Origin of the sequence: Streptomyces sp. 11x1, from assembly GCF_032598905.1 — a bacterium.
Classification (GTDB): Bacteria; Actinomycetota; Actinomycetes; order Streptomycetales; family Streptomycetaceae; genus Streptomyces.
Map to the genome: position 1 here is coordinate 2,496,970 of NZ_CP122458.1, position 11,727 is coordinate 2,508,696.

General features: G+C 69.0%; 10 protein-coding genes and 1 pseudogene. 4 read left to right on the top strand and 7 right to left on the bottom strand.

Annotated elements, in window-relative coordinates; genetic code table 11:
* Positions 1 to 2: 2 nt before the first annotated feature.
* From P8T65_RS10915 to P8T65_RS10940, 6 genes are all read right to left on the bottom strand, one after another.
* Positions 3 to 359 carry a hypothetical protein gene (locus P8T65_RS10915; protein WP_316725221.1) on the bottom strand — a complete coding sequence of 119 codons (357 nt, stop codon included), beginning with the start codon at positions 357 to 359 and terminating at the stop codon, positions 3 to 5.
* On the bottom strand, positions 352 to 858 hold the full coding sequence (locus P8T65_RS10920; RefSeq protein WP_316725222.1) for a YbaB/EbfC family nucleoid-associated protein: 507 nt from the start codon (positions 856 to 858) through the stop codon (positions 352 to 354). Before P8T65_RS10920 ends, P8T65_RS10915 begins: the two co-directional genes overlap by 8 nt.
* Before the next feature lie 14 nt (positions 859 to 872).
* The gene (locus tag P8T65_RS10925; protein WP_316725223.1) at positions 873 to 4,022 is read right to left on the bottom strand and encodes an AAWKG family protein; all 3,150 of its coding nucleotides are present in this window, start codon (positions 4,020 to 4,022) and stop codon (positions 873 to 875) included.
* Positions 4,023 to 4,058: 36 nt separating this feature from the next.
* Positions 4,059 to 4,502 (bottom strand): type VII secretion system-associated protein, encoded by a 444-nt coding sequence (locus P8T65_RS10930; RefSeq protein ID WP_316725224.1) that lies wholly within the window; start codon positions 4,500 to 4,502, stop codon positions 4,059 to 4,061.
* Positions 4,503 to 4,599: 97 nt separating this feature from the next.
* Entirely contained in the window at positions 4,600 to 4,923 is a 324-nt protein-coding gene (locus P8T65_RS10935; RefSeq protein WP_316725225.1) for a WXG100 family type VII secretion target, read from the bottom strand.
* Between the two features lie 47 nt (positions 4,924 to 4,970).
* A complete protein-coding gene (locus tag P8T65_RS10940) occupies positions 4,971 to 5,216 on the bottom strand; it encodes a hypothetical protein (protein WP_316725226.1) in 246 nt (81 codons plus the stop codon).
* Between the two features lie 711 nt (positions 5,217 to 5,927).
* On the opposite strand from P8T65_RS10940, the gene P8T65_RS10945 reads away from it, so the two are divergent.
* Positions 5,928 to 7,625: an aminotransferase class V-fold PLP-dependent enzyme gene (locus P8T65_RS10945; protein ID WP_316725227.1), complete on the top strand. Its 1,698-nt coding sequence runs from the start codon at positions 5,928 to 5,930 to the stop codon at positions 7,623 to 7,625.
* 247 nt (positions 7,626 to 7,872) lie between these two features.
* Here P8T65_RS10945 and P8T65_RS10950 read toward each other — a convergent pair whose 3' ends face one another.
* A complete protein-coding gene (locus P8T65_RS10950) occupies positions 7,873 to 10,194 on the bottom strand; it encodes a helix-turn-helix domain-containing protein (protein ID WP_316725228.1) in 2,322 nt (773 codons plus the stop codon).
* A 118-nt stretch (positions 10,195 to 10,312) separates the two neighbouring features.
* Between P8T65_RS10950 and P8T65_RS10955 the strand changes: the two are divergent.
* The 3 genes and pseudogenes from P8T65_RS10955 to P8T65_RS10965 form a co-directional block, all read left to right on the top strand.
* Positions 10,313 to 10,735, top strand: a pseudogene (locus P8T65_RS10955) (alpha/beta fold hydrolase); the annotation flags it as partial.
* Between the two features lie 11 nt (positions 10,736 to 10,746).
* Entirely contained in the window at positions 10,747 to 10,908 is a 162-nt protein-coding gene (locus P8T65_RS10960) for a hypothetical protein (RefSeq protein WP_316725229.1), read from the top strand.
* Positions 10,909 to 10,925: 17 nt separating this feature from the next.
* Positions 10,926 to 11,519, top strand: a complete 594-nt coding sequence (locus P8T65_RS10965; protein WP_316725230.1) for a response regulator transcription factor — start codon at positions 10,926 to 10,928, stop codon at positions 11,517 to 11,519.
* The last annotated feature ends 208 nt before the right edge of the window (positions 11,520 to 11,727 follow it).

Genomic DNA, 11,727 nt, shown 5'->3' on the forward strand with positions numbered 1-11,727 from the left:
TATCAGCTCTTTCTGCCGGTCCCGGCGCTGCCCGCGCCCCGTGACGTGAGGATCGCGTCAAGGTTTCCGGCCTGGGTCTTGAGGATGTTCCGTGCGTTCTCGAGACTGCCGTGGGAGACGGCGCCGATCGCCTCGGCGACCGCCTTGCCGGTGTCGGTCGTCGAGGTCAGTTCCTTGTCCAGGTTCGTACGCAGCGACCGGCCGTAACTGTCGTCGCCCTCCCAGCCGCTGGTCGCCCTCGCCCCCTCGGCGAAGTCGCCGACGATGGCACCCGACATGGCGGCGATCTTGTCGATGAGCTCCGCCGCCCTGCGGACCTCGTCCGCGTTCGCGCTGTAGGCGCCGCCGGTGTCAGACATCGTGCTCGTCCTCCGTGTCCTCGTGGATCTCGTCGCGCAGGCGGTTCCTGGAAGGGCCGCCGGGGGCGGTGTGCGCGGTCTCCTGGACACCGGGACCGAAGATCGCGGCCCAGTCGACGTCCATACCGGTCATCTCGGGTACGGCGTCGCTCGGCCGGGTGAAGGGCTCGAACGTCTCCATCACCTGCCGGGACATCTGCGTCCGGGCGCGCTCCGCCGCCTCCAGGACGCTGCCGGCCAGCTCACCGGCGGTCATGTTCCGGTACTTGCCGTCCAGGAACCGCAGTTCCGTCAGCTCGCCCTGGTGACCGACCGTGACCTCGACCGCACGGTCCCTGGAGCGCACGGTGCAGGATGCATGACGCAGTTCCTCCTCCGCCTCGGCCACGGCCTTCTGGGTGGCTTCGAGTTCGGCCATCGCCTGGGCCAGCCGCTGCTCGATCGACGCCTCCTGCGCCACCGGTTCCCCGGACGTGTCCTTTGCGCCACCGTCGTTCATCGTCCTGCCTCCGCTCATCGTCCGATCACCGCCGGAGCGCCGCCTTCGTCCGTGCCCCACACGTCGTCGTCCTCCTCCGTCCCCCAGTTCGACCGCACGCGGTCGCCGGACTCGGTGGACCGGCCACCCTGACCGCCGTCCATCCCCATGGGGGCGTACGGGGTGGAGGCCGTGACGGGCCGTCCGCCCCTGGTGACGACCACGTCCTCCTCGTCGTCGGCCGACGCGGCCCCCCGGGACCTCCGCCGTCGGCGCAGGGCGGCGCCGTCGCCGTCGCTGAGCACCGAGCGGACGCGTTCGCCGTTCGATCCGCCGGTGCCGCCTCCGCCCGTGCCGCCCATGCCACCCATGCCGCCCATGCCACCGAACGCCATGGGGTTCAGCGGCATGCCGCCGGTGCTCTCCTGGGCAGCCGAGGAGCTGGTGGAGTCATCGGTGGGTGCGCCCAGCGCGCCACCGGCGTACGGGATGCTGTCGTAGTCCTCGTAGGAGTCGGCGCCCCCGTCCCCGGTGGCGGCGGTTCCGCCGGCCAGTGCCGGGCTGAGCGGTGTGCTCATGGGCTGGTGGCCGTTGAGACCGGAGGTGTCGAAGTCGCGGAGGTCGAACGAACTCGGTGACGGCAGATGGTGGTTCAGCCCGGAGGTACCGCTGCCGGAGTGACCGGAGGTGCCGGAGTGGCCGCCGCTGCCCGGGGTGTTCTTGCCGGTGGACGAGCCGTTCAGGTCGGTGGTGGTGGTGACACTCCCGTCGGGGTTGATGGTCTGGACCGACCCGTCCCGGTATTTGGTGGTCAGCGAGCCGTCGGGGTTGAGGGCGGTGGTGCTGCCGTCGGGGTTGGTGAACTGATGGCCGGGGCGCAGGGAGTCGGTGTGTGTCTTGCCGTCGGGTGTGGTGGTGGAGACCGTGTTCTTGGACGGATCGACGGTCTCCTTCGTGCCGTCCGGGTAGGTCGTCGTCAGTGTGCCGTCCGCGTTCAGCTTCGTGGTGGAACCGCTGGGCGTGGTGACCGTGCCCGATGACGGATGCGGCTGCGAGGTGGTGACGCTCCCGTCGGGGTTGATGGTCTGGACCGACCCGTCCGGGTATTTGGTGGTCAGCGAGCCGTTGGGGTTGAGGGCGGTGGTGCTGCCGTCGGGGTTGGTGAACTGATGGCCGGGGCGCAGGGAGTCGGTGTGTGTCTTGCCGTCGGGTGTGGTGGTGGAGACCGTGTGTTTGGACGGATCGACGGTCTCCTTCGTGCCGTCCGGGTATGTCGTCGTCAGTGTGCCGTCCGCGTTCAGCTTCGTGGTGGAGCCGCTGGGCGTGGTGACCGTGCCCGGTGACGGAAATGGCTGCGGAAAGGGGGTGGTCCCGGGGGGGTTGACGGTCTGGACTGATCCGTCCGGGTACTTGGCGGTCAGCGAGCCGTCCGGGTTCAGCACGGTGGTGCTGCCGTCGGGATTCCTGATGCCGCCGGCGGTGTTCTTGGCCGACGGATCGGAGCTGTGCGTGGGGTTCCCGTTGCCGCCGAGGATTCCGCCCAGGTAGCCGCCGATACCCCCCTGGTTCAGGCTGCTGACGGTGTCGCCGATGCCCTTGGTGGCCCCGTTCAGGCCCTTGTTCAGGCCCTGGCCGAAGTCGTTCAGACCCTTGTTCAGGCTGCTGACGTTGTCACCGATGCCCTTGGTGGCCCCGTTCAGGCCCTTGCTCATGCCTTCGCCGAAGTCGTTCAGGTTCTTGTTCATGCCCTGGCCGAAGTCGTTCAGGCCCTTGTTCAGCTGGTTACCGAAGCCCCCCAGCCCCTTGCCCATGTTGTTGCCGAAGTCCTCCATGGCCTTGTTCATCTGTTTGCCGAAGCCGCCAAGGCTGTTGAGGGTCTTGCTGAGGGAGTCGCCGTCCTTCTCGGCCTTCTCCTTCGCGAGCCGAGCCTCCTCCTTCCTGTATGCCTCGGTCAGAGGGGTGGTGTCCCTGGTCCGCAGCGCGACGACGACGTCCTTCGAGGTCTGCAGCCACCCATTGCCGAGACGCGACAGGGCGTTGCGGGCCGGCGTCTCGACGTAGGCATCCTGAGTCTCCCGCCATATCCTGACGGCCCTCTCGCCCAGTGTCTTCCATGCCTGGTCGTTCCTGAGGTCCCCGTAGACGGGATGGACCTGGCGGAAGGCGGCACTGGTGGAATAGGTCGGGGGTAGCTCCGAGCCATCTGGGTCGCTCCCGCGGTCGTGGCTCAGCACATGGGGGTGGTTGTTGGCGATCAGCCACTTGACCAGGTCGGCCAGCAGGTCGTTGACCACGCGGTGCGGGTCATGCCGACCGGAGTCGGCCCAGTCCTGCCACGCGTACGCCAACTCCTTCGCCTGGGCGAGCAGATTGCGCTGCGCGACCGTGACCGCGTGACCAGGTTTGGACGTGGGCAGGTAGCCGTCGACCGTGAGGTGTGTGCCCTGGTAGCCCTTGCCCCCGAGCTGGTCGGCGTAACCGGCGTAGTTCTTGTGCAGCTGTTTGACCAGCCCGCGGAAGACCCCGGCGGCCTTTCCGCGCCAGGCGGACCGCTCCGAGCCCAGGGCCCTCTCCCACTGCCCCAGCGTCTCCGCCTGTTGTACGAGGAATCCTTTCGCCCTGTCGAACGACTGCGCCGTACGGGTGAACGACAGCAGATCGACGGCGCTGCTGTCCAGCACGGACTGTCCGGCGTAGCTGAAGTCCTTGGTGCTGTACGAATCGGTGAGCGCCCCCAGCGCTCGCCTGCCTCCGAAGATGTAACGGGCCATGTCGGACGCGTCCCACTGGATTTTCCCGATGCCGGTGAAGGTGTTGTTGTCACCCCACCCCTCGCCCAGGGGGTCGTCTCTCTCGGAGAAGAACGTGGCCCGGCCATTCGCGTCGGGGATGACGCCGATCATCACGATCCGGACGCGATGCATCTTCACGCCGTCGTGACGGCCGTCACCGCCCGAGGAGGAGTAGAAGACTATGTCGTAGTCCTCGCCCTGGCGCACGTTTCGGCCGATGTCGCTCGGCTGCACGGCCCTCACACCAAGGGACTCGACTTCGTGCCGGAAGAGGGGGACACCCTTGTCGCTCTTGAGCTTCTCGAACAGCTTGCCCCGTTCGGGCATTTTGTACCCGGTGAAGCTGGAGACGGCCGTGGACCAGTAGTCGTCTTCGGGGGTGTTGTCAGCCACAGCGGGGAACTCCCGGGAGGAGGAGGGGGGGACGGCTCAGGATCGGGAGGTCGGACGGTCGGCCAGGTCGTTGTCGATGTTCGAGAAGGCGTCGAGCAGTTTCTCGCCCTCGATGGCGGTCAGACTGTCGCTCTGGTTCCTCAGCAGCGTGTCGATGGTCGTCTGCAGGTCGCGCTCGATGTCCTTGAACAGGGTCTGCTGTGCCGCGAAGACGTCGTCGACGGACTTGGCGGCCTTGGTCAGTACCTCGACCAGGGTCTTGCCGTGCGTCAGCTCGTCGCCGACCATGGTGCCGATGGCGAGGACCCTGTTCTGGTTCAGCGTGTCGCCGGTGGAGCGTCCCTCCACCAGACTCCTGAGCGCGAGCACGGGGGGCTTGTCCTCGCGGATCGCCTTCAGTGCATTGCTGAACTCGGCCACCTCTTCGATGAACCTGTTCAGTTCCTTGGCGTTGAGGTGCGTCAGATCGAGATCGGTCACTGTCAGTCTCCTGAGTACTCGCCCGCCGCCCGGAACGGGGGCCGGGCGGCGGGCGGTGGCGCGAGCGAGGGGGGTGCCCGCGCCGGCTGTGGTCGGCTCAGCGGCCGATGGTGACCTCGGACCACATCTGGGAGAGGGAGTTCTCGCTGTACTTGTAGTTGGCGGAGATGTCCGTCAGCAGGCCGGCGTGCGAGGTGAGCAGCTGCTCCATGTTCCGCAGGGCCTGGTCCCACGCGGCCTGCTTCTGCCGGTAGACGTCGGCGTCGGCGCCGTACCAGGTGTTCTTCAGCTCGTTGAGTTCCGCTTCCAGGTTGGCCAGGGTGGTGGCGATCGCCCTGGTCTGGCTGACCATGTCGTCCGCCGCGTTCAGCACGTGGGAGTAGGCGACGTAGATGTGTCCGTCGGTGAGGTTGTCGCTCATCAGTGGTCTCGTCTCGGTCATCGGTGCGGGGAGGGGCGGCGGGCGGATCAGGAGGGGTTGAGCTGCTGGAAGGCCGCGTTCTCCGAGGCGCTGGCGGCCCGGCTGATGGCCTCCCCCGCGGAGGTCTGGGTCTGCTGATGCTGCTTCATACTCAGATTGAGCGCCTCGACCATGCCCTGGAGGTTCTTCTGGATCACGGCGCACTGGTCGTCCCACTTCCGCAGCAGCGCACCGTACTGCCCTCCGTCACCGCCCCGGTACGCCGCGGAGAGGTTGTTACGTGTGGCGTCCACGTCCTGACGGCACCGCGCGACGCCGTCGTGAGCGGATTCCAGAGCATGGATGCCGTTCCGGGTCGACTGTGCACTCGACTGCTGTACGCCGCCTGCCATAGGACTGCTCCTGGGTGTGATGAGTCGCTGCGAGATTGGCATGAGGTTAGAGCTCAACTCGCCTGAGAGCAGTTCCAGTTGAGGAAGTTCTGAGCCATCGGTCCCTGTGAAGTTGCCCTTTCGCGCATCCGCCCGGTATCGCAAGCCCGCGCCTGACCCAGTGGCCCAGCGGGAATGGCGATCCTGGACCCCAGGGTTCAGCTCCCGGTCCAGCAGCAGGCCCCGGACGGAGTCGGGCGCTTCACGTTTCAGGCCATGACGCCAAGCGCGAGATCGGTCCGTGGACTCGGAGACCGGATGGCTGACGGCATGCCCGAACGGGACGATCACCTTCCCGTCCCGCCCTTTTCCGCTGCCGAGTGCTCAGAGGGGCCTCGGGGGTGCCTTAGCTTCACCGGTACTGAGGCTGGTGGAGCTCGCTGGTGAGCAGTTGTGCCGCTCGGGCGCATCCTTCCCGTGTCGGTGGCGGCCGACGGCACCCCACCGAGGCACCTGCCCGCCCGGTGTCAGGAGTCAGCATGAGCTCGCTGCACGAGAGAGCTGAGGAATCCGGCTATGCGTACACTGTCGCTCAAATTCAGAGACGTCCCGGGTGGTCACTGTCCCGGGCTGGTGCCGATCCCCCCGCCGGCTCCCGAGGCCGCCGAATCCGAGCTGATACGGCGCATGCGCGCGGCGATGGTGGGAAGGACGACGGAGGTGGCGGGGCCGTACGGGCCCTGTCCTCTGGTCTATGCCGACTGGACCGCGAGCGGGCGAGCGCTCACGTTCGTCGAGGACGCCATCCGCGACGAGGTGGTTCCGTTCTACGCCAATACACACACGGAGGCGACGCTGACCGGCCGGGTCACCACGGCTCGGCGCGAGGAGGCCAGACGCCTGGTCGCACAGGCGATCGGCGCCGATGACAGTGTCTGCATCCTGTTCTGCGGCTCGGGGGCCACCTCGGCGGTGGACCGGCTGATTACCCTGCTCGGCCTGCGATTGCCCGATTCCCTCGATCGGTCCTACCGCCTCGCCCGCCACATCCGCTGCGACCAGCGCCCCGTGATATTCGTCGGCCCGTACGAGCACCACTCGAACGAGTTGCCGTGGCGCGAGACCATCGCCGAAGTGGTCGCCGTGCCGGAGGACGAGGACGGGCACATCGACCTCGCCTGTCTGGAGCGCCGCCTGAAGGCGTACGCTGACCGCCCGCTGCGCATCGGGGCGTTCTCGGCGGCGAGCAACGTCACCGGGATCCTCACCGACACCGACGCCGTGTCGCGGCTGCTGCACCAATACGGCGCTCTGGCGTTCTTCGACTTCGCGGCCGCGGCTCCCTACACGGACATCCGTATGTCAGTGCCGGGAGACCCTCAGGCCGCCAAGGACGCGGTCTACTTCTCCCCCCACAAGTTCGTCGGAGGACCGGGCAGCCCCGGTGTCCTGGCCGTACGCCGCGACCTGTGCACCACCCGCATACCGGCGCTGCCGGGTGGCGGTACGGTCTGCTACGCCAGCCCGCGGGACCACCGGTACCTCACCGATCCGGTGCATCGCAACGAGGGCGGTACCCCTGCCATCGTCGAGTCGATCCGGGCCGGCCTGGCTGTGCACCTCAAGACCCTGGTCGGAACGGGGACGATACACCGCCGCGAGCAGGACTTCCTGCGCCGCGCGCTGTCCGCATGGGCCGCCGTCCCCGCACTCGAGGTCCTAGGCAGCCCGACAGCCGAGCGCTTGCCCATCGTCTCCTTTACGGTGAAAGCCCCTTGTGGCCACCACCTCCACCACAACTTCGTCGTGGCGCTCCTCAATGACCTGTTCGGCATCCAGGCCCGCGGCGGCTGCTCCTGCGCCGGACCGTATGGCCACCGGCTTCTGGGCATTGGCATGGACCGTTCCCAGCAGTTCGAGAAGGCGATCCTCGCAGGAGAAGAGGGCCTCAAGCCTGGGTGGGCACGCCTGAGCTTCCACTACGCCATCTCGGAGGCCGAGTTCGGCTACCTCGTGCAGGCCGTCCAGCTTGTGGCCGCCTTCGGGTGGACCCTGCTGCCGGACTACGCCTTCGACCTCACCACCGGACTGTGGCGACACCGGAATCAGCCGAAGGACGAGGCCCCCACGCTGCACGCCCTGATCGAGCGCGCGCAGCCGCCTGCCCGATCCCGTATCAGCGGCGGAGAGCGAGCTCTTGCCGCCCGCCTCAACACGGTCAGCCGACTGCTGAACGAACACGGGGCGGCTCGATCGCACACGTGCTCCGCTCACCTGCCGGGCAGTGCGTTCAATGCCTTGCAGTGGTTCGAGACACCCTCGTATGTCTGAGAACCCGTCCCTCCACCTCTGGTGATCTCGTACACGAGCCACGATGGAAGGTTCGGACAGGCACGGATCCCTCTGCTCGGCCCTGAAGTCCCGGTCAGCGAGCTGTTCGTTCGGCCGCCCGGGTCCCCTAGCTCCGGGGCGGCCGTTGCGCGGTCGGCCGCCTCGGCGATCCACTCCCCGTCCCGGGGAGGGCGACCTCGCCTAGGGCTGGCGGGCCGCCGGGCCGGCGGATCTCGGCCGACCCCGGCTACGACCCCGCCCCCAGCTGACCGCTCACGTTGCCGGGAGCGACCTGCTGCCCGGCCTTCCCCGCTGAGCGGGTCCGGTCGATCGACGTTGCCGCCCCGGCAGCGGATTCTCTGTCGCCTATCTCGGTGAACAGGCGGTGCGCCCGGATGTAGTGCTCGTGGGCCTCGGGGAGTTCGCCGATGTGTTCCAGGGCCGCGGCCAGGCCGGAGTGGACCCTGGCTCGGAAGCGGTCGCTGTCCTTGTAGGTGGGCGGGGGAGTGATGGCCCGGAAGACCTGCACCGCCTCGGGCCAGCGGTGCAGGGCCGACAGGTCGTAGGCCGTCTCGGTCTGGATGAGTGCCTGGGAGGTGGCGTTGAGGCCTGGTACGTCGCCGGCGGAGCCGCCGAGCAAGGAGCGGTGGATGGCCAGCGCCTCCTCGGGGCGGCCGGCCTCGCGCAGTGCGCTGGCGAGCATCCGCCGCGAGATCGCCGCGCCGGTGGTGTCGCTGATGGCCTCGAAGAGCTCCACTGCCTTTCCTGCCGCCTCGGCCGCCTCCGCGGGGCGGCCCAGATTCATGCAGGCACTGGTGATGTAGCCCCATGCCCAGGCCTGGAGTGCCGTCTCGCCGGTCTCCTCCGCCAAACGCAGGGCCTGCCGGGCGAGTTCCTCGCAGCGCGCGTACTCGTGGGCGCCCACCCGGTGCGCCCATGCCAGGCAGTTCAGCTGGTGCGCCTCGGCCGCGCGGTCGCCGAGGGCGGCTGCGGACCGGACGCCGTACGTGAACAGGGTCTGCCACTCGGGCGACTTCTCCCAGCGGTCGGAGAACCAGTACAGGGTGCGGGCCGTGTGCAGGATCTCCGCGTGCCGGCCCGCCGCGGACATGAGGGGCAACGCCCCGACCCAGTGGGCGCGTTCGGCTCTCAGCCACTCCTCCGCCTCCTCGGCGGACGCGGGGGTGAAGGGGGCGGGTTCGCCCGGCCACGGCTCCGGCGCGCCGGGCGCCTCGAACCAGCGGCCCGCCGCGGAGGCCGAGCGCAGGAGCCAGTCGGCCATGCGGAGCCGGACTTCCGCGACCGCCGACTCCGTCTCCTCGGCGTGCAGTTGCTCGCGGGCGAAGAGCCGTACCAGGTCATGCAGGTCGTAGCGGCCGGGTGTCGGTTCTTCCAGCAGACCGCGGTCGACCAGCAGGTCGAGGGAGTCCTCGACCGCGAGCGGGTCGTCGTCGCCGGTCAGGAGGGCGGCCAGGTCCGGGCCTGTGTCGCGGCCGGGCAGCAGGGCGAGCCGGCGCAACAGCAGCCGGTGGGGGCCGGTGAGCTGGCCGTAGGAGAGGGCGAGGGCGCTGCGCACGGCGAGGTCGCCCGCGATCAGGCCGTTCAACCGCCGTTCCTCGTCGCCGAGTTGGTCGGCCAGACGGGACGGCGGCCAGCTCGGCCGGCTGGAGAGGCGGTTGCCGACGATCCGCAGGGCCAGCGGCAGATGCCCGCACAGCCCGGTCAGCCGGGCGATCGCCTGGGACTGGCCGCCGGTGCGCGCGGCCCCGAGGATCCGCTCCAGCAGCGCCGCCGACTCGTGGCCGCTGAGCCCGCCGAGCCTGATCCGCCGTACGCCTTCCAGACCGGCCAGCGGCCGTCTGCTGGTGACCAGCACGAAACTGCCCTCGGCGTCCGGCAGCAGCGGCCTGGTGCGTTCCTCGTCGGCCGCGTCGTCGAGGACGATCAGGGCCCGCCGGGCGCCCAGGGTGGCCCGGTAGACGGCTTCCCGCGCGACCGGGTCCACCGGGATCCGCTCGGGGGGATGGCCGAGGGCCGTCAGCAACAGGACCAACGCCTCGGCGGCGGGCAGCGGCGCGTCGCTCATGCCGTGCAGCCGCACGCTGACACAGCCGTCCGGGAAGTGCCCGGCCAGCCGCCTGGCGGCCTCCGCGGCGAGCGTCGTCTTGCCCTGCCCGCCCGGCCCGAAGAGCACCACGGCCCGGGTGCCGGCACCGGTGACGAGGGCCTCCAGATCCGCCAGCTCCTGCTCCCGGCCGGTGAAGTCGGCGACGGTGCGCAGGAGATACGGCGACGGGCTCGGGCCGCCGCGTTCCCGGCCGGCGTCGGCCAGGCGCTGGAGGCGCTCGCGCTGTTCGCCGTCCAGCGCGAGCGCGGCCGCGAGCGCGTCGACGGTACGGCGCTGCGGTCCGCGGCTGCGTCCGCGCTCCATGTCGCCGAGCGCGCGGACACTGACTCCGGACGCCCCGGACAGCTCTTCCAGGGTCATCCGGGCGGCCCGGCGCAGGGATCGCAGCATCACCCCGAAGGGAGTGCCGCCGGGGGACGTGTCGGAAGCATGACTGGTCATCGCGACCATTACAGCAAGCGCTGTCTAGTTCTGCCTGGCATTCTGCCTGGCGAGGTCCCCTCACTAGTGGTGGGCTGGACCCCGTACCCGAACTCCCGTGCATGGTGGGGGAACCGACATGCTGTGCATCACCGTCGGCGAAGAGAACAGCGCGCCCATCGAGCTCTACTACGAGGACCACGGCACCGGACAGCCCGTCGTGCTCATCCACGGCCATCCGCTGGACGGCCACTCCTGGGAGCGGCAGGTGCCCGCCCTGCTGGAGGCCGGCCACCCGGTCATCACCTACGACCGGCGCGGCTTCGGCCGCTCCTCGCAGCCGACCAAGGGCCACGACCACGACACCTTCGCCGCCGACCCGGACAAGGTGCTGACCACGCTGGACCTGACGGACGCCGTCCTCGTCGGCTTCTCGACGGGCACCGGTGAGGTGGGCCGCTACCTGGGCACCTACGGTTCGGGCCGGGTGGCGAAGGCCGCCTTCCCGGCGTCCCTCGAGCCCTTCCTGCTCAAGGCCGACGACAACCCGGCCGGCGTCGACGCACGGAGGGCATGGTCACCGACCCCGTCTACGAGGGGAAGTCGACGGCCGGGATGATCACCCTCGTCACACGCGGTGAGATCGAACGGGACGCGACCGTGCTCTACGCCCACCTCGGCGGACAGCCCGCGCTGAACACGTACAGCGCCCTGCCCTTGGGCGGAAGGCATTGAGAACAGTCCGTGCAGCCGTGTACGCCGCAGACCCGCTGACCAAGATCGGTCTGATGACATGCTTGGAGGAGAGTCCCCAGATCACCCTGACGGTCATGGAGGAGGCCGAGACCGTGGTGGTCGCGGTCAAAGCGGTCGATTCCTCGGCGCTGGAACTGCTGCGCGGTTTACCCGCACCGCCTGGGAGCCGCTTTGTGCTGGTGGTGAGTGGCGGCTGGCACACTGACCCGGCAGCCGTCGCAAAGCATGGGATACGGGCGGTGCTGCGGCGTGCCGAGTTGGATGCGGCAGCGCTGGTGCGGGCGGTGTGTGACGTGGGGGCAGGGCTGGCGTATCTGCCGCCGGCCGTCCAGGGCAGGCTGCTGGATCAGATGGACCGCATCCAACGCGAGGTCCTGGACCCCAGGGGCCTGACCGCTTCCGGGCTCAGCAGCCGGGAGATCACTGTTCTGCAGCTGCTCTCGGAAGGATTCACCCTGTCGGAGATCGCCGCCAAGCTGAGCTACTCCGAGCGCACCATCAAGAACATCCTCTCCGCCGTCCAGATCCGCCTAGGGCTGCGCAACCGCGTACAAGTGGTGTCCTACGCCATCCGCAACGCACTCATCTGACCGGTGGCCTCGGTTTTGGCCATGCCGCTTGCTCATCGTCGGGTTGCCTTGAATCCTCCCCTCACTGAGGCCTGCGTTCGACATATTCGGCGGTCTGGAGGGGGCGAATCCGGCCTTTGACCTGGGCGGACATGGGTAGGACCGGGCCTGGAGGGCGTTTCTCCGGTGTCCTGCGCCCGTAGTTGATCGTCAGTAGGTGTGTGACTTC

Bases quoted from the DNA above. Each gene is read 5' to 3' on its own strand.
- P8T65_RS10915 (WP_316725221.1), bottom strand. From the start codon at position 359: ATGTCTGACACCGGCGGCGCCTACAGCGCGAACGCGGACGAGGTCCGC.
- P8T65_RS10920 (WP_316725222.1), bottom strand. From the start codon at position 858: ATGAACGACGGTGGCGCAAAGGACACGTCCGGGGAACCGGTGGCGCAG.
- P8T65_RS10935 (WP_316725225.1), bottom strand. From the start codon at position 4,923: ATGAGCGACAACCTCACCGACGGACACATCTACGTCGCCTACTCCCAC.
- P8T65_RS10950 (WP_316725228.1), bottom strand. From the start codon at position 10,194: ATGACCAGTCATGCTTCCGACACGTCCCCCGGCGGCACTCCCTTCGGG.
- P8T65_RS10960 (WP_316725229.1), top strand. From the start codon at position 10,747: ATGGTCACCGACCCCGTCTACGAGGGGAAGTCGACGGCCGGGATGATC.